The sequence below is a fragment of the Polaromonas aquatica genome (assembly GCF_050626995.1).
Classification (GTDB): Bacteria; Pseudomonadota; Gammaproteobacteria; order Burkholderiales; family Burkholderiaceae_C; genus Polaromonas; species Polaromonas aquatica_A.
This window is the reverse complement of record NZ_CP192467.1, coordinates 3056745-3076027: the sequence shown is the minus strand read 5'-3', so window position 1 is coordinate 3076027 and position 19283 is coordinate 3056745. Positions and strand designations below refer to the sequence as shown.

The 19283-nt window shown below is 60.4% G+C and carries 23 protein-coding genes and 1 tRNA gene; 13 read left to right on the top strand and 11 right to left on the bottom strand.

Features of this window, described 5'->3' with window-relative positions; all coding sequences use genetic code 11:
* Positions 1 to 376 precede the first annotated feature (376 nt).
* Complete coding sequence (locus tag ACQ4MS_RS14755) at positions 377 to 943, bottom strand: hypothetical protein (protein ID WP_431095377.1); 567 nt, start codon at positions 941 to 943, stop codon at positions 377 to 379.
* 247 nt (positions 944 to 1190) lie between these two features.
* On the opposite strand from ACQ4MS_RS14755, the gene ACQ4MS_RS14750 reads away from it, so the two are divergent.
* Positions 1191 to 1478, top strand: coding sequence for a hypothetical protein (locus tag ACQ4MS_RS14750; protein ID WP_431095376.1), 288 nt, complete (start codon positions 1191 to 1193; stop codon positions 1476 to 1478).
* Here ACQ4MS_RS14750 and ACQ4MS_RS14745 read toward each other — a convergent pair.
* The 4 genes from ACQ4MS_RS14745 to ACQ4MS_RS14730 form a co-directional block, all read right to left on the bottom strand.
* Positions 1462 to 2076 (bottom strand): hypothetical protein, encoded by a 615-nt coding sequence (locus ACQ4MS_RS14745; protein WP_431095375.1) that lies wholly within the window; start codon positions 2074 to 2076, stop codon positions 1462 to 1464. The genes ACQ4MS_RS14750 and ACQ4MS_RS14745 overlap by 17 nt on opposite strands.
* Before the next feature lie 346 nt (positions 2077 to 2422).
* Positions 2423 to 2671, bottom strand: a complete 249-nt coding sequence (locus ACQ4MS_RS14740) for a hypothetical protein (RefSeq protein ID WP_431095374.1) — start codon at positions 2669 to 2671, stop codon at positions 2423 to 2425.
* Between the two features lie 328 nt (positions 2672 to 2999).
* Positions 3000 to 3173, bottom strand: a complete 174-nt coding sequence (locus tag ACQ4MS_RS14735; protein ID WP_431095373.1) for a hypothetical protein — start codon at positions 3171 to 3173, stop codon at positions 3000 to 3002.
* Positions 3170 to 3544, bottom strand: a complete 375-nt coding sequence (locus ACQ4MS_RS14730) for a hypothetical protein (protein ID WP_431095372.1) — start codon at positions 3542 to 3544, stop codon at positions 3170 to 3172. Before ACQ4MS_RS14730 ends, ACQ4MS_RS14735 begins: the two co-directional genes overlap by 4 nt.
* Positions 3545 to 3969: 425 nt before the next feature.
* On the opposite strand from ACQ4MS_RS14730, the gene ACQ4MS_RS14725 reads away from it, so the two are divergent.
* Complete coding sequence (locus ACQ4MS_RS14725) at positions 3970 to 4578, top strand: DUF502 domain-containing protein (protein WP_431095371.1); 609 nt, start codon at positions 3970 to 3972, stop codon at positions 4576 to 4578.
* A gap of 101 nt (positions 4579 to 4679) precedes the next feature.
* On the opposite strand, the gene infA is transcribed toward ACQ4MS_RS14725, so the two are convergent.
* From infA to ACQ4MS_RS14705, 4 genes are all read right to left on the bottom strand, one after another.
* On the bottom strand, positions 4680 to 4937 hold the full coding sequence (infA, locus tag ACQ4MS_RS14720) for a translation initiation factor IF-1 (RefSeq protein ID WP_092132708.1): 258 nt from the start codon (positions 4935 to 4937) through the stop codon (positions 4680 to 4682).
* A 63-nt stretch (positions 4938 to 5000) separates the two neighbouring features.
* Positions 5001 to 5237, bottom strand: coding sequence for a hypothetical protein (locus ACQ4MS_RS14715; RefSeq protein ID WP_431095370.1), 237 nt, complete (start codon positions 5235 to 5237; stop codon positions 5001 to 5003).
* A gap of 467 nt (positions 5238 to 5704) precedes the next feature.
* Positions 5705 to 6742: a response regulator gene (locus tag ACQ4MS_RS14710; RefSeq protein ID WP_431095369.1), complete on the bottom strand. Its 1038-nt coding sequence runs from the start codon at positions 6740 to 6742 to the stop codon at positions 5705 to 5707.
* On the bottom strand, positions 6726 to 10295 hold the full coding sequence (locus ACQ4MS_RS14705) for a hybrid sensor histidine kinase/response regulator (RefSeq protein ID WP_431095368.1): 3570 nt from the start codon (positions 10293 to 10295) through the stop codon (positions 6726 to 6728). Before ACQ4MS_RS14705 ends, ACQ4MS_RS14710 begins: the two co-directional genes overlap by 17 nt.
* 151 nt (positions 10296 to 10446) lie before the next feature.
* Between ACQ4MS_RS14705 and ACQ4MS_RS14700 the strand changes: the two genes are divergently transcribed.
* The 7 genes from ACQ4MS_RS14700 (at position 10447) to ureG (ending at position 15555) form a co-directional block, all read left to right on the top strand.
* Positions 10447 to 10749: an urease subunit gamma gene (locus ACQ4MS_RS14700; RefSeq protein ID WP_122953870.1), complete on the top strand. Its 303-nt coding sequence runs from the start codon at positions 10447 to 10449 to the stop codon at positions 10747 to 10749.
* A gap of 20 nt (positions 10750 to 10769) precedes the next feature.
* Positions 10770 to 11387, top strand: coding sequence for a HupE/UreJ family protein (locus ACQ4MS_RS14695; protein WP_431095367.1), 618 nt, complete (start codon positions 10770 to 10772; stop codon positions 11385 to 11387).
* Positions 11388 to 11395: 8 nt separating this feature from the next.
* Positions 11396 to 11701: an urease subunit beta gene (locus tag ACQ4MS_RS14690; RefSeq protein ID WP_431095366.1), complete on the top strand. Its 306-nt coding sequence runs from the start codon at positions 11396 to 11398 to the stop codon at positions 11699 to 11701.
* A gap of 85 nt (positions 11702 to 11786) precedes the next feature.
* Positions 11787 to 13505, top strand: a complete 1719-nt coding sequence (gene ureC, locus ACQ4MS_RS14685) for an urease subunit alpha (RefSeq protein WP_431095365.1) — start codon at positions 11787 to 11789, stop codon at positions 13503 to 13505.
* Positions 13506 to 13511: 6 nt separating this feature from the next.
* Positions 13512 to 14132, top strand: coding sequence for an urease accessory protein UreE (gene ureE, locus ACQ4MS_RS14680; protein ID WP_431095364.1), 621 nt, complete (start codon positions 13512 to 13514; stop codon positions 14130 to 14132).
* A gap of 13 nt (positions 14133 to 14145) precedes the next feature.
* Positions 14146 to 14847: an urease accessory protein UreF gene (locus ACQ4MS_RS14675; protein WP_431095363.1), complete on the top strand. Its 702-nt coding sequence runs from the start codon at positions 14146 to 14148 to the stop codon at positions 14845 to 14847.
* A 39-nt stretch (positions 14848 to 14886) separates the two neighbouring features.
* The gene (gene ureG, locus ACQ4MS_RS14670; protein WP_431095362.1) at positions 14887 to 15555 is read left to right on the top strand and encodes an urease accessory protein UreG; all 669 of its coding nucleotides are present in this window, start codon (positions 14887 to 14889) and stop codon (positions 15553 to 15555) included.
* Between the two features lie 229 nt (positions 15556 to 15784).
* Here the strand turns inward: ureG and ACQ4MS_RS14665 are convergent, their stop codons facing one another.
* Positions 15785 to 16093 (bottom strand): hypothetical protein, encoded by a 309-nt coding sequence (locus tag ACQ4MS_RS14665; RefSeq protein ID WP_431095361.1) that lies wholly within the window; start codon positions 16091 to 16093, stop codon positions 15785 to 15787.
* A 352-nt stretch (positions 16094 to 16445) separates the two neighbouring features.
* On the opposite strand from ACQ4MS_RS14665, the gene ACQ4MS_RS14660 reads away from it, so the two are divergent.
* A tRNA-Ser gene (locus ACQ4MS_RS14660) sits at positions 16446 to 16535 on the top strand.
* Between the two features lie 145 nt (positions 16536 to 16680).
* Here ACQ4MS_RS14660 and ACQ4MS_RS14655 read toward each other — a convergent pair.
* Entirely contained in the window at positions 16681 to 16887 is a 207-nt protein-coding gene (locus tag ACQ4MS_RS14655; protein WP_431095360.1) for a hypothetical protein, read from the bottom strand.
* Between the two features lie 517 nt (positions 16888 to 17404).
* Between ACQ4MS_RS14655 and ACQ4MS_RS14650 the strand changes: the two genes are divergently transcribed.
* From ACQ4MS_RS14650 to ACQ4MS_RS14640, 3 genes are all read left to right on the top strand, one after another.
* The gene (locus tag ACQ4MS_RS14650) at positions 17405 to 17890 is read left to right on the top strand and encodes a DUF6714 family protein (protein WP_431095359.1); all 486 of its coding nucleotides are present in this window, start codon (positions 17405 to 17407) and stop codon (positions 17888 to 17890) included.
* 574 nt (positions 17891 to 18464) lie between these two features.
* Positions 18465 to 18761, top strand: a complete 297-nt coding sequence (locus ACQ4MS_RS14645; protein WP_431095358.1) for a hypothetical protein — start codon at positions 18465 to 18467, stop codon at positions 18759 to 18761.
* A 125-nt stretch (positions 18762 to 18886) separates the two neighbouring features.
* The gene (locus tag ACQ4MS_RS14640) at positions 18887 to 19261 is read left to right on the top strand and encodes a hypothetical protein (RefSeq protein ID WP_431095357.1); all 375 of its coding nucleotides are present in this window, start codon (positions 18887 to 18889) and stop codon (positions 19259 to 19261) included.
* Positions 19262 to 19283 lie beyond the last annotated feature (22 nt).

Sequence of the window (19283 nt, the reverse complement as noted above, 5' to 3'; positions counted from 1 at the left end):
CCCCGCAGAAGCTGACGGCATTTAAAACACGCCAAACAGCATCAGCAGCAAAATCACACTGAGGGGAACGCCGAGTAGCCAGGCAATGATAGGCATTTGATTCTCCTAAAAAGTTGTCATGTCTGGAAGACAACTTCAATGTAGATCCCCGCTCAGGGCGCCCATGCCAGTAGCAATGCCTGATGCAGGTAAGGAATGGCTGACGCGCTTGTAGTAGCAGGCCCTGCCCCTTGCAGGTCAAGAAGCCGTCACCCTCAAATTGAAGCTAGATGAGCTTGCGGGCCAATCAAAACAGGCGCAAGCAGCTCCTGAAAAGATAGCACCCTGCGCGGAGTGTGCCCGCCGATGCTGCTAGCATCACCGGACATCAAAAAAGTCACTGCTGGCTCAACTGGAGCGCGCCCAGCATGTTCTGCAGCGGCTGCGTTTCAGGCAGGACATACACCACACCATAGCTCTTGCCGAGCATGGGGCCCACGACGGTGTCGTAGAAGCTGGCAGGCACCACCACGCAACCCAGCGAAATGCGGTTGTCGTCAGGCGTTTCGGAAGCCAACCGGTCGGCACGGCGCTCTGCTGCGGGCGCGGGCCGAAGCCGGTGAATGGCGAGTTTGGCCGCGTAGTCGATCCACACAATGGCTTCGCCGCTAAGGTTATGGCCTGGCTCGGAAACAAAGCGCCCGGCCGGCGTGGTGCGCTCGTCCGCGCGCAAACTGGCTACGCTGCGTTGGGCAAGGCCGGGCACGGAATGGTCGCCGGGCGTAAGGCCCGTCAGCGCGGGCGATGCACCGCGCAGCTGGCCCGTGGATTCGAATACAAAAATCCGGCCGGCCTTTTTATCGACCACCACGAAGGGCAGGCCCTGATTGTCTCGCGCGTCCATGATCCACCGCAGTGCATGACGCACATCGGCGGACGCCGATACCAAGGGCATCTCGGGCATGGAGCTGGCGGCTCGTGGCGTTACCGCATCTGGGCTGTGCTGGGGCTGAGGGTCAACGGAAATGGCGGCTGCCCACATCGGTGCAGCAGCAAGGACGGCAAGAGCCACTGTACGAACAGCTTTTGAGTGCAATGCCTTGCCTGTGAACAACATTCTGGTCCTGTGGGTGATTCCATGACATGTGCAAATGCACATGAAAAAGCCGGGCCTCAAACCTTCAGGGGAAGAGCCCGGCCGTGGTTGCACCATGTTAGTGATGCAAGCAAATGTTCACAATGGAAAAACCCTTAAATACCTCCGCCAAATTGCTATGTTTTTTGTAGCAAACGATTATTTACTGATCTGGGAATACCCCCGTTTTTTTGTTCAAAAATCAGCGCCATGGAATTTGGTAACAACAGCTTCTTGTGCGCATTTTTTCGCATCAGAGATGCGGGAACGCAACAGTGGCAAAACGGAAGTGGCGATCCCTGTTACAAATGAAGAGGGGGTCTTCAGTTACGCGGGGGCACGGGTGTCTACGTCGCAGGCTTGAGGCCTTGCCTTGCGGCAAGCTGATGGGCTGCCGGAAAAACCTCGGCAATGGATTTGACCTCTGGCAAGACATAAATCACGCCGTAACTTGCGTTGAAGGCGGGCTTCAGTACATTTTCAAAAAAAGCCACCGGCATGTTGATGCATCCGTAGGAGATGCGGTTGTCGCTGGTGTCTTCTGACGCCAGCCTCTCCAGCCGGCGTTCGCTGGGCTCAAGGGTACGGACGCGGTGCATGGAAACCGCCGCGTCATAGTCCACCCAGACAACATCTTCCCCCAGCGTATTGCGGCCAGGCTCACCCATGAACCGGCCAGCCGGGGTGGTGCGTTCATGAGGCTCCACCTGCGCGATGGGCCGTCCGCCAATGCCGGTCACCGAGTCGTCGCCCCGGGCGGCCCCGATCAATACCGGCGTAGCACTGCGCAGCTTGCCGGAAGGTTCAAAAACAAACACCTTGGTGTTTATCTTGTCGAGGATGACGAAGAAGAGCCTGCGGTTGTCCCCGGATGCCACCACCCAGTTGGCGACCTGCCGCGCCTCATCCGACGCGGGTTCTTCGCCGAAGTCGGCGAAGCGCAAAGACGGTGCGAATTGCAAGGCAGCGAAAGGGCCGGGATTGATTGCGGAAGAGGAAACTGGACGGGCGTGAAAAAGTGGCAATGTCAGGACAAGCAGCGCCGCGCCCAACAAAACGCCCTGTTTGATGCCATCGAGAAGTTCTGCGCGGCTGGTACCAGCCCCTTCGCCGGCCGGGGGCTTCCCGTCACCGGGCGGACAAGGCTTCGATACAGGCGAGGCAAACGTGTTCATAAAAACTGACGCATGGCCTTATGCATGGGCAATAAAGTTTTTACCAGCCATGTAAAACGCTCCGGAAGCCATGCCCGTAAAGGGCATGGCAGATCCGGAGCGGCGTCACACCAAGGCGCATGACGGGCTGAACTTAGTTACGGTCAGCTTGTGCCGGGCGTTCGGTCTGGAAGCCGGCCGTATTGCTGTCGGTCGTGGTGGCCGGTGCTGCCGAAGTTTCCGGAGTGGCCGTACCCGTACCCTGGTTTTGCATGGTGGTCTGGCCTGTGCTGTCTCCGGTAGTCGGTGGTGTGGAGGTATCCGTCTGGGCGTATGCCAGACCAATGGTGCCCACCACAGCGGCAGCGGCTACGGCAGAGGTCAGGGATTTGGATAATTTCATGTCTTGCTCCTTTAGTCATGCCATCACAGGCATCGGTTGGTAAATGGCTGGCCGTATTGCCAGCTAAGTCCAATTTACGAGCGGGGCACGGGGCACGGCGTCGGCCCGATACGGACCATCGTGTAGGACAAGCGAGGTCACAAAATGCTACGTCCTGAACCAATACAAACACTTATCGATCGCCTTGCGGAAACGAATCCACTCGGGAAATTCCCACAACAGCGATCACCGCACGGCGCTCGAAATACGACGGAACTGATACCCGTGGCTGAAACACGCATTGCTCGCCACTGCCGCAGCATTCAGTTCGTTGGTCAGCGCATCAGACTTATTCGTTGGGGTTGTTGCCCCGCACGCCATGCTCGGCCTTGATGGCAAGTTGAATTCGTTCGAGCTGGTCAATGAGTTGGTCTATGCGCGGAAAATCCTTCACCGGCGCTTGTTGCAAGGCTTCGAGTTGCGCACGAAGCCGGGCGTACTCCGATGACAGGTCAGGTTTCACACCGGCACCGCATTCGGTTTGGCGTTGGTGTCATTCAAGGAGTGGATTTCTGACGCGCCGAGCTTGGTATTTTTCTCTTGGGAGGAGGCTGAAACGCCGAAAAGATCAACCTGCTGCACCCCTTCGCTGCGCGGGCCATATTGCAGGTCCGGACCGATCAGACGCTGCAGTTCTCCATAGCCGGTAGCCAGCGCTGTGTCATAAGCAGCAAAACTGATGTCAGAGCAGGAAACCGACTCGAATACCAGGGGGTTCGCGTGACTCTCCAGAATGCGCCAGCAAAATTCGCCGGGCGCTGGTTCTTCAACTGTCAAGGCCAGGGAGCGCAGGGGTACATTGAGTTGCGCATTGACCAGTGTGGAATAACTCATGAAGCAAACATCCTAAAAAAAGGCCATGGCGGCCGGGCATGACGTTCTTGCGCAGTTGAGAGCGTGGCCGAAAAATATCAAGAGAATTAAAAGTAACTTTCAGCGTCGGCACCGCCCATGATGCAAACAAAATGTGGACGGAAATATGAGACTCCAGATTCATGTCAGCGTGATGATTTCATTGAATTGGGAAGAACTTTTTTGCATCAGGATGAACTGGCAACCGGCACCGATTCGACCGACAAATTGACCACCGAGTCCGCTGCACAGTTTACGCATGAGGCAGCAGCACGCAGCGGTGATTAGTACCGGAAAAATGTAGGAGAAGACCGACAAACATCAGGTCGGGCCGCGTCATGCGAAATGGTTATATTGCAGGTTGGCCAGCCAGCGCATGGTGCGCAGCGGCACACAACGAAAAGCCCATGAAAAGCCTTTACAAATATTTTTTTCGGGGCCTCATCACCGTCCTGCCGGTGGCATTGACGGTATACCTTCTCTATATCTTCCTGGCGTGGATGGAAACCGCAGCCTTGTGGGTCCTGCGCCCGCTCATCGGAAGTTTTTACCTGCCAGGTATGGGCTTGGCAGTCGGCATTCTGACCATTCTGGCCATTGGTTTCCTGGTGTCCCAGAAAAGTGCACGCAAGCTGCTGTCTTTTGTGGAGATTCCCTTCACCAACCTGCCTGTCGTCAAAAGCATTTATTCGTCGCTCAAGAGTTTTGCCGACTACTTTGCGCCCTCGAGCAAACAGGGCGAACAAAGCGTGGTGATATTACGCATGCCAGGGCATGCGATGGAAATCGTGGGCCTCATCACGCGCCGCAGTTTTGCCGACCTGCCGTCCGGATTTTTGCCGGGTGAGCGTGTTGCGGTTTATTTACCGATGGGCTACATGATCGGCGGCTATACGGTTTTTGTACCTTCAGAATGGGTGCAACCTATCGACATGTCGGTGGAAGAAGCCATGCGCTCGTCGCTGATTGCATGGATGGCCCGCCCCCCGTCGACAGCAGGGCGCGATCCGCAATAAAGACCAGGCACATGACCCCCCGGCCGCCACTGAATCGCCCATAAAAAAGCCCGGCAGGCGGAGAAAACTCCACCTGCCGGGCTTTGTCGAGCCGCCCCGTTTTATCGGGCCTGGCGCGGTGCCGGGCCTGGGCCACGACCGGCGATGTGCCGGAAAGTAATGCGGCCCTTGCTCAGGTCATAAGGCGAGAGTTCCAGCGACACCTGGTCGCCGGCAAGGATACGGATATGGTTCTTGCGCATCTTGCCCGAGGTGTAAGCCACAAGCTTGTGGCCGTTGTCGAGCGTGACGCGAAAGCGTGAATCCGGCAACACCTCATCTACCAGACCGTGCATTTCAATCAGTTCTTCTTTGGCCATGATGTAACTCCTAGGGAATTGGAAAAATTGTCCGTGATGTCTGTCGTAAGGGCTGGCAAGGCTTTATGCGCAGGCCGGCGTTGAACGCTCGTGAATCCAGCCCAGGGCGTGTTCCGTCGCGTAATGCACGGCCGCGGCCGCGCTGTCAAAAAGGCCGCTGAAGCGCATCACGCGGTCATGCGTTGCGCTGCCGCGTCCGGAGCGGATGGAGACCGATGCAGCGTAGCCATCGCCTTGCTGCTTGGCCAGTGGTGAGACAAGGTACTTGCCCACCGCGATTTTGGTTTGATCTATGTTCATAAAATTCTGCGCCGGGTATGTTTCCCAGCTTGATAAATAAGGAGTAATCGGCTTGCGAGCAAGCCGGCGGGTGTTCGGTTTCCACCCGCCAGGCCCTTTGTCAAGGGGCTGGGCTGGTTGAGCCATGCGTGGGCACTGTCGGGAATAGTGCTCGCCGGGAAAACGGAACAGTGTTGAGAAGTTCAGCGCTGTATGGGCACTGAAAACACTGTGGATTCGGGCTCTGGGAAGCGCCGCAATTGAGAAGGAAGCCTGTTGGGAAAAGGCCTCGATGTAAAAAGCTGATGCTTTACCGAAGCTCTTATTGTAACCGCCTGCCAGAAAACACGCTTTTACCCTGCCGCAGACAATCGCTTGCCCCATCTTTTGCAAGCAGGAGCCGCGGAACCGGCTTTGCCGGGCCGCAGGCGCAGCGCCCCCTCGGGGGCAGCGCAGTACGCGAAGCGACAAGCGTGGGGGCTCTAGTTTTAGCCCTCAAATTGCGGGTGAAGCTGCTTGATGCGGTTCATCGCCATACCCGCAGCAGCCGTACGGGTTTCGACGCCCAGCTTGGCATAGACCCGCTCCAGGTGCTTTTTGACGGTGGCCGGGCTGGAGCCCAGGATGTCGCCGATATCGCGATTGGTCTTGCCCTTGACGACCCAGTACAGCACTTCCGCCTCCCGCGCCGTGAGCTTGAAGCTCAGACTCATGGCCTCAACCACGGCATCGTCGGAAATCTCTCGCATGACGATCAGCCAGTCAGCGCTGCCATCGCCGTCACCGGTCTGTTGATGCAGGCGGAAGGTCAATCGGCGCGGCCCGAATTCCACGGCCAGGCGCGGCGGCTCAATCCGGCGCTCGGCCTCCACCAGATGGCGGCGCAGCCAGTTCAGCACCGGCTCTGGCGTTTGCGGCGCCGATGTCCCGTAGTACCGCATCAAAAGGTCGCGGGCCAGCGGCGTTTGCCAGACGAGTTTACCGTCGGCCGCGCCGCCCATGCGCACGGTGATGCTGGCGTAGCCGAAAGCGTCGAGCGCATTGCGCGCCTGGCCTGCCTGCCGCGCTTCCTGCCGGGCGCGCCGGGCGCCTTGCAGATGCACGCCCATCCGGGCCATCACTTCCTTGGGCTTGATTGGCTTGGTCACGTAGTCCACACCACCGGCCTCCAGCGCGGCCACCAGGTGCTCGGTTTCGGTGAGGCCCGTCATGAAGATGATGGGGATGTGGGCTGTCTCTGGCATGGCTTTCAGGCGCTTGGCGACTTCAAAACCATCCATGCCAGGCATCATGGCGTCGAGCAAGACAATGTCGGGCAGAGCCTGCAGCGCGCGCTGTAGCGCCGCTTCGCCGCCGGTGGCCACCAGCACGGTGTAGCCCGACTCATCGAGCGCGTCATGCAGCACCGAGAGGTTGTCGGGCACGTCGTCAACAATCAGCACGACGTCGCTGTTGGCCCGGTCCAGCGTCCGGTCCAGGCGCCCGCCCTGTAGTGATACGCCTTCAACTTCAAGCACGCTGCTCATGGCCGGTCTCCTGGTTGGCTAGCTGGCGCCCCATGGCCTCGAACTGGAATTGCCGCGCTAGCACACGCATCTCATTGACAAAAGCCGCAGTCGCCGGCTGTTGCCGTTCGATCTCTGCGAGGGTGTTCATGATGCCCCGGTAGAAACCGAGGTTGACGACTTCAAGCAATGCGGCGAGCTGGGATGCGTCTGGCAATGCACGCGGCGGCGCAGGCCCAACAACGGTGGGGCTGACCTCTTCCTCTGCCACCTGATAGACCCACTTGAGGGCCAGCCGCCGCTCCAGCCAGTCGATCAACTCGGTGTGCCGCACCGGCTTGAGGATGAAGTCCTCAGGCAGGATGCCGGCATCGTTGTCCATGCCCTTGTCAAATGCATTGGCCGAAACAATCGCCAGATGGATTCCGGTGTGCCCGGACCCGCGTACACGGCGCAGGGTTTCCCAGCCATCGATGCCAGGCATGGCCAGGTCCATGAAGATCACATCAGGCTGGTAGCCGGCCGCCAGCAGATCCAGGCAGTCGTGGCCGCTGGCGGCCGTGCGAAGCTCGAAGCCCATAGGCTCCAGCAGTTGCACCAGCAATTCCCGGTCAGGCTCTTCGTTGTCTACCACCAGCAGCTTGCGGCGGTCGCCCTCATACCCGCGCGGCTGGCGCCTGGCCGGCTTGTCGATGGCGCCTTTCGCGGCCCCCGCAGCCACGTGCACCTCTGGCAAAAACAGCCGGATGCGAAACGCCGAGCCTTTTCCGGGCGTGCTGTCCACCGTCATTTCGCCGCCCATCAAGTCGGTCAGCATCTTGGCGATCGTGAGGCCCAGCCCTGCGCCCGGTGTGCCTTCGGCGCTTTGGCCTGCCGTTGCGCCACGGGCAAAGGGCTCAAAAATCTGCGCCAGCTCCTCTTCACGCATGCCGGGGCCTGTGTCTTCGATGTCAATGTGGGCCATCTCGCGCGCATGGCGCAACCGGAAGGTCACCTGGCCTTGCGATGTGAACTTGATGGCATTGCCCAGCAAGTTGATGAGAATCTGGCGAACTCGCTTTTCATCTGCGCGCACCAGTTCCGGCAAATTGCCGCTGGCCTCAAAGCTAAAGCCCAGGCCCTTTGCGGCCGCCTGCAGCTCAAACATGCCCGCCATCTCATGCACGCAATCGGCAAAGTGCATGGGCTTGACGTTCAGCGTGAGCTTGCCGGCTTCGATGCGGGCAATGTCCAGCGTGCCCTCAATGAGCGACAGCAAATGCTCGCCGCCGCGCTTGATGACGCTGACGGCCTGCTTGCGGTGCGGCGGTATGGCGCTGTCTTCACCCATGAGCTGCGCATAGCCCAGGATGCTGTTCAGGGGCGTGCGCAACTCGTGGCTGATTGCGCTGATGTAACGGCTCTTGGCCTGGTTGGCCTGGTCGGCATGGTGGCGGGCCTGCTCCGCCACCACCCTGGCCTGCTGCAGCGCTTCGTCAGTCTGGCGGTGCGACTCGATTTCGCGCATCAGCAGGTGCGTCTGGCGATTGGATTCTTCTTGCGCCACCTGCCGGCTTTTGTGCGCCAGCACCAGCCACCAGGCGACAAGCCCCGCGATGACCAGCAAGGCCATGTAGGCCTTCAAAAAGCCTGAGCGCAAGGCGGCGGCCGGTGCCTCCATCATGTCCGTGTCGGCAGCGGCCATCAGCAGTGCAGTCAACTCCTGCCTGTATAGCAGCCCGAACACGCTGGCCAGCAGCGGGACGATGACCAGCATCAATAAAAGGAAGTGGCCTAGCCCTGTGTCCAGGTAAGGCCAGGCGCGGCGCGGCAACAGCCAGCGCAGCGCGCCCGACCATTGGGCCGACAAGCTGGCCTGCGGTTTGCACAAATCGCCGCAGCGCGCGTCCAGCGTGCAACACAGCGAACAGATGGCGCCCTGGTAGGCCGGGCAATGCGCCATGTCCGGGCCTTCGTAATCGCGCTCGCAGATCACGCATCGCTTGAGCACATACGGCTTGTAGTTGCCCTCGGCATCCGTCTCAGGCGCTTCGCCATGGCGGGCGATGTAGTAACGCCCCTTTGTTGCCCATGCAATCAGCGGCGAGGCCACAAATGCCGTGCCCAGCGCGATCAACGCCGAGAAAGCCTGAGCCAGGGGGCCGAACAGGCCCAGATGGGCGGCTACCGATAGCACCGACGCCAGTGCCATCGCGCCCACACCGACCGGGTTGATGTCGTAGAGGTGGGCGCGCTTGAATTCGATGCCCTTGGGGGACAGGCCCAGGGGTTTGTTGATGACCAGGTCGGCCACCACTGCCATCATCCAGGCGATCGCGATATTGGAATACAGGCCCAGCACGTCGCCCAGCGCCTGGAACACGTCCATCTCCATCAGCATGAAGGCGATCAGGGTGTTGAACACCACCCAGACGACGCGCCCAGGGTGGCTGTGCGTCAGGCGCGAAAAGAAGTTGGACCAGGCCAGCGAGCCCGCATAAGCGTTGGTGACATTGATCTTGAGCTGCGAGATCACGACAAACAGCGCGGTCGCGGCCACGGCCCAGCCGTAATGCGGAAACACGTATTCATAGGCCGCCAGGTACATCTGGTTCGGGTCCACCGCGCGGTCCAGCGGCACCATATGCTGGATCGCCAGATAGGCCAGGAACGCGCCGCCCAGCATCTTGACCACACCGAGCAGCACCCAGCCGGGGCCGCCGGCCAGCACGCTGGCCCACCAGCGGCGAGTGTTGCCGGCGGTGCGCGCGGGCATGAAGCGCAAGTAATCGGCTTGTTCACCCATTTGCGTGATCAGCGCAATGCCGACCGTCAAGGCGGCACCAAACAAGTGCAGATCAAATCCCGAAGTCGTGCCTTTTTCACCTTTGTAGTGCGTGATTCCAACAAAAGCCCCGGGATCTCGCACCAAAACATAGATAAAGGGCACAACCAGCATGACCAGCCACAGCGGCTGGGTCCAGATCTGCAAGCGGCTGATGACGGACACCCCATAGGTCACCATCGGGATCACGACCAGCGCACAAATCAGGTAGCCCCAGCTGGGCGGAATGCCCAGCGCCAGTTCCAGCGCGTAGGCCATGACAGCCGCCTCCAGCGCGAAGAAGATGAAGGTGAAGGACGCGTAGATCAGCGATGTGAGCGTTGAGCCGATATAGCCGAAGCCGGCCCCGCGCGTCAGCAGGTCCATGTCCACACCGTAGCGGGCGGCATAAATGCTGATCGGCAAGCCGGCCATGAAGATGATCAGCCCCGTGGCCACGATGGCCCAGAAGGCATTGGTGAAGCCATACTTCACCAGCAGGGTAGCGCCGACGGCTTCGAGGATCAGGAAGGAGGCTGCGCCAAATGCAGTGTTGGCGACCCGCCATTCCGACCATTTGCGAAAGCGCTGCGGCGTGAACCGCAAGGCGTAGTCTTCCATCGTTTCGCTGGCGACCCAGCTGTTGTAGTCGCGCCTGACCTTGATGACGCGTTGCACCGGCGCATCGGGATCGCCGGTGGCAAGCGGCGCTGGCGCCCACGGGGGCACGGCCTGCGCAGGCAAGGGCAGCGGAGCGGCCGGGGTGTCCATGGGGGTGGCGTCAATACGTCATAAGGCGAAGCCTGCTGAAGTGCAGATTCCATGCCACAGCGGGAAAACCAGTGCCGCGCGCACCATCCTGTGGCACCATTCTTGCACCCCGTTCCCTACACATCCTGCCGCAGCCGCCCCCGGAGAACCCATGGAATTGACGCCGAGAGAAAAAGACAAGCTGCTGATCTTCACCGCTGCGCTGCTGGCCGAACGCCGCCAGGCCCGCGGCCTGAAGTTGAACTACCCCGAAGCCGTCGCGCTGATCAGTGCCGCCGTCATGGAAGGTGCGCGGGACGGCAAGTCCGTCGCCCAGCTCATGAGCGAAGGCCGCACCGTGCTGACCCGCGCCGACGTGATGGATGGCATCCCTGAGCTGATCCCCGACATCCAGGTCGAAGCGACCTTTCCCGACGGTACCAAGCTGGTCACTGTGCACCAGCCGATCGTTTAAGCACTACCAAGATTGCCACCATGCCGACCAAAACCAAAACCGCTCTTTTTTTGATAGCTGCTTGCGCCCTATCGACTAGGGCTAGTGCCCATATTGACCATGATTTCGGTGCTGCGGTGCATGGCCACGCCGGTGCCCTCCTCAGCGGCGCCCTCCACCCGTTGACAGGCATGGACCACCTGGCAGCGATGGTGGCCGTGGGCCTCTGGAGCGCCTTGGCTGCGCGCCGCGCGGGCCCTGGGCTGTTGTGGGGCCCGCTGGGCTTTGCCGGCATGCTGCTGGTGGGCGCCCTGCTGGGGCTGCAGGGTGTGCATATTCCCGCGGTCGAGCCCATGATCGCCGCTTCGCTGCTGGTCACGGGGTTGCTGGTCGTGACGCGCTGGCAGGTGACTGGCATCGCGGCCGCGGTGATCGTCGGTGCGTTCGCCCTCTTCCACGGTCTGGCCCACGGCCATGAACTCGCCGGAGCGCCCAGCACCTGGGCAACCCTCTCGGGCATGCTGGCCGCCACGCTGCTGCTGCACCTGGCAGGCCTGGGTGCGGGCTGGGCGCTGCGCAGTGCCAATGTATGGCTGCCGCGCGCCGCAGGCGCTGCCGTCGCCGCCTTTGGCGTGACCCTGCTCGCCCAACTGGCTTGAGGCACATCATGATTCCAGGCGAACTCATCACCGATGGACCAGACCACACACTCAACGCAGGCCGGCGCACGCTGACCGTCGTCGTGCAGAACACGGCCGACCGCCCCATCCAGGTCGGATCGCACTACCACTTCGCAGAAACCAACGGCGCACTCGGCTTTGACCGCGACGCAGCGCGGGGCATGCGGCTCAACATCGCGTCGGGCACGGCCGTGCGCTTTGAGCCGGGGCAGCAGCGCACTGTGGAATTGGTCGAATTTTCCGGGGACCGGAAAGTGTTCGGCTTTCGCGGCTTGATTCAAGGGAAGTTGTGATGCCCCCACGTTCATCACTTCGTGTATTCACTGCCCCCCGAGGGGGCGCTTGCCTCCCTCGCGGCGGCCCTGCGGGAGCAATTTGATGGCAACGATTGGACGCCGCGCCTACGCGGAAATGTTCGGCCCTACGGTGGGTGACCGCCTGCGTCTGGCCGATACGGATTTGATGATCGAAGTCGAAGCCGACTACACCTTGCGCGCCGGCAGCTACGGCGAGGAAGTCAAATTCGGCGGCGGTAAAACGATTCGCGACGGCATGGCCCAGTCGCAAAAGACGCGGGCCGAAGGCGCCATGGACTGCGTGATGACAAACGCGCTCATCATCGACCACTGGGGCATCGTCAAGGCCGACATCGGCCTCAAGGGCGGACGCATTGCCGCCATCGGCAAGGCCGGCAACCCGGACACGCAACCCGGCGTCGACATGATCATCGGCCCAGGCACAGAAATCATCAGCTGCGAAGGCATGATCGTCACAGCCGGTGGCATCGACTCGCACATCCACTTCATCTGCCCGCAGCAGATTGAAGAAGCGCTCACCTCCGGCATCACCACCATGCTGGGCGGCGGCACCGGTCCGGCAACCGGTACATTCGCCACCACCTGCACGCCCGGCCCCTGGAACATCGAGCGCATGCTGCAGGCCGCCGACGCCTTTCCCATGAACCTCGGCTTCCTGGGCAAGGGCAATGCCAGCCTGCCCGCCGCGCTGCACGAACAAATTAACGCCGGCGTCATCGGCCTGAAGTTGCATGAAGACTGGGGCACCACGCCCGCAGCCATCAGCAACTGCCTGGATGTGGCGGAAGAAACCGACACGCAGGTTGCCATCCACAGCGACACGCTCAACGAATCCGGTTTTGTCGAAAACACGATTGCCGCCACCAAGGGCCGCAGCCTCTGCGCCTTCCATACCGAAGGCGCCGGCGGCGGGCATGCACCCGACATCCTGCGTGTGGTGGGCGAGGAGAATTTCCTTCCCTCCTCCACCAACCCGACCATGCCCTACACCGTCAACACACTCGACGAGCACGTCGACATGCTGATGGTGTGCCACCACCTGGACGCCGGCATTGCCGAAGACCTGGCGTTCGCCGAAAGCCGCATCCGCAAGGAAACCATTGCGGCCGAAGACGTGCTGCACGACCTGGGTGCGATCAGCATGTTCAGCTCCGACAGCCAGGCGATGGGCCGCGTCGGCGAAGTCATCATCCGCACCTGGCAGACGGCGCACAAGATGAAACTGCAGCGCGGCAAGCTGCCCGGAGACAGCGATCGCCACGACAACTTCCGCGCCAAACGCTACATCAGCAAATACACCATCAACCCCGCAATTGCACACGGCATCTCGCACGAGGTAGGCTCGGTCGAATTGGGCAAGTGGGCCGACCTGGTGGTGTGGAAACCCGCCTTCTTCGGCATCAAGCCTGCGGTGATTCTCAAGGGTGGCTTTATCGCCATGGCCGCCATGGGCGACCCGAATGCCTCCATCCCCACGCCGCAGCCGGTGCACTACCGGCCCATGTTCGGCGGCTTCGGCGGCGCGATTGCCAGGGGTTCGCTGACTTTTGTTTCCCAGGCCGGGCTGAACGCCGGCGTCAAGGAACGCTTCGGCCTGGCCAAAACCCTGAGCGCAGTGAAAAACATCCGCGGCGTGCGCAAGCAGCACATGGTCCACAATGCCTACCTTCCCAAAATGGAGGTTGACGCCCAGACCTACCTGGTGCGTGCGGACGGCCAGCTACTCACCTGCGAGCCGGCCACCAGCCTGCCGATGACGCAACGCTATTTCCTGTTTTAAGGTTCCATGCTCCAGGTTTCCAAAGTCATTTCGCAGGGCGCAGGCCTTGCCCCTGTTCTCGTCAAACGCGCCTCCACCGTCGAGCTGGACTGGGACGTGCGCCAGAAAAGCCGCTTTGACGCGACCGATTCGCTGGGCCGCCAGCTGGGCGTGTTCTTGCCGCGCGGCACGCTGGTGCGCGGCGGCGACGTGCTGGTGGCCGAAGACGGCTCCATGGTCAAGGTGATTGCCGCGCCGCAGGAGGTGCTGCGCATCACCGCCTGCACGGCACACGGCTCGCCCTTCGACCTGACGCGTGCTGCCTACCACCTGGGCAACCGCCATGTGCCGATAGAGCTCAAGCCCGACCACCTGAAAATTGAACCCGACCATGTGCTGGCCGACATGCTGCGTGCCATGCACCTGATCGTGAACGAGGTGGAAGAAGCCTTCGAGCCCGAAGGCGGCGCCTACAGCGCGGGCGGCCACAGCCATGGGCATGACCATTCTTCCGGCCATTCCCATGGCCATGCGCAGCCCGCCCCCGCACCCCACGTGCATGGCCCCGACTGCAACCACGGCCACGACGACCATGCCCACGAGGCCAAGCCGGTCGCCATCCAGATCCACAGGCACAAGCCGCACTAGGCCGCAGATGGATATGTCCGCCCCGCCTGCAGGGCAATTACCGGCTTCCAGCCTGCTCCAGCTGATCTGGCTGGCCTCCCCGGCCTTGCCAGTGGGCGGGTTTTCATACTCCGAAGGGCTTGAAACCGCCATGGAACGGGCGCAACCCGCTACAGAAATGATAGCGAGCGACTGGCTCACCGACCAACTCCAGATCAGCCTTGCACGCGGTGACCTGGCGGTGATTGCCCAGGCTATCCCCGCCTGGCGCTCAGGCGACCTGCCACGCGTGCAGCAACTTAATGCCTGGGTGCTGCAAACCCGGGAAACCAGCGAGCTGCGCGCCCAGGCCGAGCAGATGGGCAGATCCCTGCTGGACTGGCTGCGCAACCATGACGGCGCCAATGCGGCGCACATTGAGGCCTGCGCGCAGATGCAACCCACCTTCCCCGTCGCCTTTGCGCTCGCCGTTTCGCAGACCGAGGCCGGCGTGCGCGACTGCCTGTTGGCCTATGCCTTTGGCTGGGCCGAAAACATGACACAAGCCGCCATCAAATCCGTGCCTTTGGGCCAAAGCGCCGGCCAGCGCATGCTGGCGCGCCTGGCTGGCGCCATACCCGCAGCGGTTGAGGCCGCCATGCAGCTGCCCGATGATGAGCGCCAGGCCTTTTCGCCCATGCTGGCCATTCTTTCGTCGCAACACGAAACCCAGTATTCGCGGCTTTTCCGCTCCTGACATCTCCTCGCAAACTACCGCACCCCCACAAAGCCATCCATGAGCCTGCACCACATCGCCAACCGCACCAAAAAACTTCCCCCCCTGCGCGTAGGCATAGGCGGCCCGGTCGGTTCCGGCAAAACCACGCTGCTTGAAATGCTCTGCAAAGGCATGAAGGCCAAATATGACCTGGTCGCTATCACCAACGACATCTACACCAAGGAAGACCAGCGCATCCTAACCGTCAGCGGCGCACTGGACGCCGAGCGCATCATGGGCGTGGAAACCGGCGGCTGCCCGCACACCGCCATACGTGAGGACGCCTCGATCAACCTCGAAGCCATCGACCGCATGCTGGTGGACTTCCCCAACGCCGACATCGTGTTTGTGGAGTCGGGAGGCGACAACCTGGCCGCCACCTTCAGCCCCGAGCTGAGCGACCTCACGATCTACGTGATCGACGTTGCCGCCGGAGAAAAGATCCCGCGCAAGGGCGGCCCAGGCATCACCAAAAGCGATTTGTTCGTCATCAACAAAACCGACCTGGCACCCCACGTCGGCGCTGACCTGGGCGTGATGCAGGCGGACACCATACGCATGCGCACCACGGCCAAGGGCCTGAAGCCCTTTGTCATGACCAACCTCAAAACCAACACAGGCCTTGCGGAGGTCATTGCCTTCATCGAAACAAAAGGCATGCTTCTGGCCCAGCCCGAAGCCGCATAGCCGCGGGCAGGCAAAAAAAAGCCCGGAAGACCGGGCGGTAAAACTGGCTTCGCCAGTGGAGGGAGGTGCGACCCAGGACGGGCCGCAAGGAAAGTTTAGCCAGCAGCCAACTCGCGCTGTGTAGGACAAAGCCGTAAATGCCGCTTCGGCCAAAGTCTCAGCGGGCAATCCTGACCATGGCGGGTTGCAGATTCATATGCAGAAAGCGGTATGGCAAGCGCCTCTGCTCTTACAGTTCAAACTCGCTGGGGTGAACGGTTTCAAACATCTTCCCTTCGCGGAAGAAGACCACCATCCAGCTTCCAAACTGTTGCGTAGGATGCGGCGGGATAACCTGGTTCAAGGCTTGGGCAATGGATTTCTTCACGGGTAACTCAATTTCATGAATTTCCGGGGAAAGTGAGTCCACGCTGATCAACATGAAGGTTCCCCGGTCCTGGATTTCTACACGGGGGAACGACCAGCGGGCGCCGGTGGCATGCACAAACGCCGTAGTAACCTTCTCTGCCGCCTCGGGGGAAAATGCTTGAGCAGTCATATTTGTGTCCTCAAAAAGTGCTGTAACCGAATGTTTCAATCATGGCTACGACAGCGCCTTTAGTCACCACTCTTAAAAACGTTTAGCGAGCGGAGAGGAAATAGTTCCAGGAAATAAGTCCGCTTATTTGGGCCTATTTGCTTGACACCACAAAACAGCCAGCGGCGATCCAAGGGGCCGATGTTTTAGCCCCTGCTTTCCAGCGGCGTTCCCCGCCTTGCAGGTAATCAGTATTTTGGAAGGCATCAGTGCGACGGACGCGCCTGTTATTGAGGCGGTGAGACCGCATTTACCGTCATTGATTTACCAAAGGACCAGATGACCGCTGGCGAGCGGTTAAACTATGCGGCTCGGAAGCGTGGCAGAGCGGTTGAATGCAGCAGTCTTGAAAACTGCCGAGGATGCAAGTCCTCCGTGAGTTCGAATCTCACCGCTTCCGCCACTTGTTGGCACTCACTTTTAGCTGCTCTAAAAGCGTACTATCCGGCTCTGCCTCAAGAGCCGCAATAGCAATCCAGTGCTCTGGATTTTCTCCCAAGTCGATAGCAAGGCCGCTGCAGCATTGGCATCCAGCATGCCCTGGGCCTTCAGCAATTCGACCACAGCCCCAGCAAGTCGCCTTCTTCCAACCCAGACGCAGTCTCCACCGGCGGCTGCCAGTCCATCGGATCCAGAAGCGCGGCCGGTTTCGCATGCGAAACGCCTGCATCGGCCACAGAAACGGTTTCGGTAATCACAGCAGTGATGGGAATTCTCCAAAAGGAAGTTGATGAACGAGGGAAGTTGAAAAACATCCTCTCGCTCGGGCTTCCTCGTTCCCCCGAGTAGGGGACGGAGGGGGTGCGGGTCGATCAACAAGAAAAAAACCGGGATGACCCGGTTGCCGCTGTATTGAAAATCCCCCCCCACAAGTGCCCCTCACACCGGGACGGGGTCTTGTGGGGGGATTCAGCGGCGACCGGGGCAGCGCGGTTTTTTCACAGGGAAGGCCTGGCGCCCGCAGCCGACGTGACACCAAGCGCAGCGACTGGCACCCAAGGGTGCAGCCAGGCCGGGTTATGGGTAGCGATGGTCAACACAACGAAACCGGCTGTTTGGGCTGCACTCGTCCATATTGAGGAGGTGGTCTCCACACTGTCCGCCTAGAATCGGCTTGCGGGGTTTGCTCCCTTTTTTATCGACCTGAGTGAAACTCAAAATGGGCAATAAATCTTTTAATAACAAGCACTTGGCTGGGTTTTCAGTGGCCAGGTTATACCGCAGGCGCGATGTTATACCGCAGACCTTGCGGTATACATTACGTTAAGCATCATGGGTGAAGAGTCATTGCATCCCATCGCCGCCGAAGCGCTCGTTGCTTTCGCGCCGGACACACGTGGTGTACCACCTCTCTCCTTGCGAGGGGGCAATGCGCTCGATGACTACCAAGCTCCGCCCGCTTTTGATTGCGTGGCAGACAAGCTCACTGACGAGTACCTTGAGAACTATCACTGGGGAATTGCTTACCTCGATCCCGCTTCGTTCCGTCACTACTTGCCACATCTCATTGAGTACGCGCTTCGGCGCACTGAAGCGGGCAGCAATGTAGTGGATGCACTGCTTAATGGCCTTCGCCCACCCGATCGGGAGCCACCGCGGTTGGCTTCGTTTTCCTCGGGGCAGGAGGTGGTCATCGTTAAATTTCTCGATGCGCTGGCTTTCTCGGACGGGTCCGCACATACAGAACTAGCATCGCAGGTGCTAGAAGAGTGGTGGGCGCCCGGTGCGCTTTACCGTCCCGCTGCGAATGATGCTTAACATGTCAATCGACACGGACCCACAACAGCAGGCTGCGGCTCCGCCGCAGGTTGTTGTGGTCCGGTCATTTTCACGTTAGATTGCATGCAAACCCCCGCGCCACTTTCCGATGAAGAGGCCTTCAGGAACGCCCTCCAATACTTCGGAGAAGCCTTGCAGGTGTTGGCTGCTGCGCCAGATGCGCAGTGCGAAGCAGTCGGGGACTACAACGTAGCTTGGGAGTTGAAGGACGACGTCATGGCGGGTAGGTACTTAGTTGGGCGCGGATATCTCACTCCCGCGCAGGAGAATGCCATCACACACCTCGCAGACGCTCTTGAACGAGTTGACGTCACGCGCTTGCCGAGCGGTGAAGGCAGAGAAGAGAATCTCAAGGCTATGTCAGATCCTTCTTGGGAGCCCGTGAGAAGCCTGGCACCTCGAGTCTTGGACGCACTGGTCGTTCCAATGGCTGACACGGCGGCCTACTTCGCCAAAGGGAATCATGCAATCTAACTGGTCGCCCAACACGGACCGCGTTGCGGCAGGCGTCGCCTGCCTTCGCGCGGCCGGTTGCCTTCAACGTTAGATGCGCATGAACTTCCCGCAAGCGCTCGGGCTTCTCTTTCTGGTTGGTGGCATCGTGCTGCAACCAATCGGGTGGGCCTATGTGCACTGGCTGACTCCGGCATCCTTCGTATTGATTGTGTTCGGAGTGTTCTTTCTGTTCATGGGTTGGCGAGACGCGCGGAAAGACCGTATGCGTAAACTGGCGCCAGAAGGTGGTGGTCCTGGCGACATCCATGGCTACAGCGGGCAGATGCATGGTGGTCGCTCCACTTCTTGGGAAGCAAGCCATGACGGCATTGATGGAGATGGAGGAGGCGATTGATGCGGAGTTTGGTTTCGGACTACGAAGGCACATCTAACATATCAATCGGCACGGACACGCAGCCTCAGAAGGCGGCTTCGCCGCAAGTGCTGCGCGCCGGGCAGCTTCAACGTTAAATCTCACCGATGAGTGTTGCCTTTCCGCTTCAATGTCCTGCTACTGGGGAGGGGCGCTTCATCCGTCAGCAGGGGTCGCCTGGTCGGTACGGGCACGTCTCGCTGCTAGTGGAACCAGCGGAGGGGGGAGAACCTTGGGCACTTTTATGGGAAGTCCAGCCATTCCAAATCCCCGATCACTTTGAGGAGGCGGTTCGGCGAGGCATTGCTTCTCTTTTCGTGGAAGATGCTCCCCTGGGGAGATGGCCTCTTGAGGGCTTCTCAGTCCGAGTCATCGGAGGTTCGTTTCACGACACTGACTCGAACGAACTCAGCTTCGTGATGGCTGCCGGCTACGCATTCCTCGATGCACTGAAGAATGGAGGGTGGCAGGGTGAGACTTAACTGGTCAATCGACGCGGACCAA

What these genes read in the sequence shown, in the direction of transcription:
- ureG (WP_431095362.1), top strand. Translation starts at nt 14,887, where the DNA reads ATGAGCCTGCACCACATCGCCAACCGCACCAAAAAACTTCCCCCCCTG.
- ACQ4MS_RS14665 (WP_431095361.1), bottom strand. Translation starts at nt 16,093, where the DNA reads ATGACTGCTCAAGCATTTTCCCCCGAGGCGGCAGAGAAGGTTACTACG.
- ACQ4MS_RS14695 (WP_431095367.1), top strand. Translation starts at nt 10,770, where the DNA reads ATGCCGACCAAAACCAAAACCGCTCTTTTTTTGATAGCTGCTTGCGCC.
- infA (WP_092132708.1), bottom strand. Translation starts at nt 4,937, where the DNA reads ATGGCCAAAGAAGAACTGATTGAAATGCACGGTCTGGTAGATGAGGTG.
- ACQ4MS_RS14740 (WP_431095374.1), bottom strand. Translation starts at nt 2,671, where the DNA reads ATGAAATTATCCAAATCCCTGACCTCTGCCGTAGCCGCTGCCGCTGTG.
- ACQ4MS_RS14650 (WP_431095359.1), top strand. Translation starts at nt 17,405, where the DNA reads ATGGGTGAAGAGTCATTGCATCCCATCGCCGCCGAAGCGCTCGTTGCT.
- ACQ4MS_RS14710 (WP_431095369.1), bottom strand. Translation starts at nt 6,742, where the DNA reads ATGAGCAGCGTGCTTGAAGTTGAAGGCGTATCACTACAGGGCGGGCGC.
- ACQ4MS_RS14645 (WP_431095358.1), top strand. Translation starts at nt 18,465, where the DNA reads ATGAACTTCCCGCAAGCGCTCGGGCTTCTCTTTCTGGTTGGTGGCATC.
- ACQ4MS_RS14655 (WP_431095360.1), bottom strand. Translation starts at nt 16,887, where the DNA reads ATGTTTTTCAACTTCCCTCGTTCATCAACTTCCTTTTGGAGAATTCCC.
- ACQ4MS_RS14705 (WP_431095368.1), bottom strand. Translation starts at nt 10,295, where the DNA reads ATGGACACCCCGGCCGCTCCGCTGCCCTTGCCTGCGCAGGCCGTGCCC.
- ACQ4MS_RS14700 (WP_122953870.1), top strand. Translation starts at nt 10,447, where the DNA reads ATGGAATTGACGCCGAGAGAAAAAGACAAGCTGCTGATCTTCACCGCT.
- ACQ4MS_RS14715 (WP_431095370.1), bottom strand. Translation starts at nt 5,237, where the DNA reads ATGAACATAGATCAAACCAAAATCGCGGTGGGCAAGTACCTTGTCTCA.
- ACQ4MS_RS14725 (WP_431095371.1), top strand. Translation starts at nt 3,970, where the DNA reads ATGAAAAGCCTTTACAAATATTTTTTTCGGGGCCTCATCACCGTCCTG.
- ACQ4MS_RS14730 (WP_431095372.1), bottom strand. Translation starts at nt 3,544, where the DNA reads ATGAGTTATTCCACACTGGTCAATGCGCAACTCAATGTACCCCTGCGC.
- ACQ4MS_RS14690 (WP_431095366.1), top strand. Translation starts at nt 11,396, where the DNA reads ATGATTCCAGGCGAACTCATCACCGATGGACCAGACCACACACTCAAC.
- ACQ4MS_RS14750 (WP_431095376.1), top strand. Translation starts at nt 1,191, where the DNA reads ATGTTAGTGATGCAAGCAAATGTTCACAATGGAAAAACCCTTAAATAC.
- ACQ4MS_RS14675 (WP_431095363.1), top strand. Translation starts at nt 14,146, where the DNA reads ATGTCCGCCCCGCCTGCAGGGCAATTACCGGCTTCCAGCCTGCTCCAG.
- ACQ4MS_RS14640 (WP_431095357.1), top strand. Translation starts at nt 18,887, where the DNA reads ATGAGTGTTGCCTTTCCGCTTCAATGTCCTGCTACTGGGGAGGGGCGC.
- ureC (WP_431095365.1), top strand. Translation starts at nt 11,787, where the DNA reads ATGGCAACGATTGGACGCCGCGCCTACGCGGAAATGTTCGGCCCTACG.
- ACQ4MS_RS14755 (WP_431095377.1), bottom strand. Translation starts at nt 943, where the DNA reads ATGCCCGAGATGCCCTTGGTATCGGCGTCCGCCGATGTGCGTCATGCA.
- ureE (WP_431095364.1), top strand. Translation starts at nt 13,512, where the DNA reads ATGCTCCAGGTTTCCAAAGTCATTTCGCAGGGCGCAGGCCTTGCCCCT.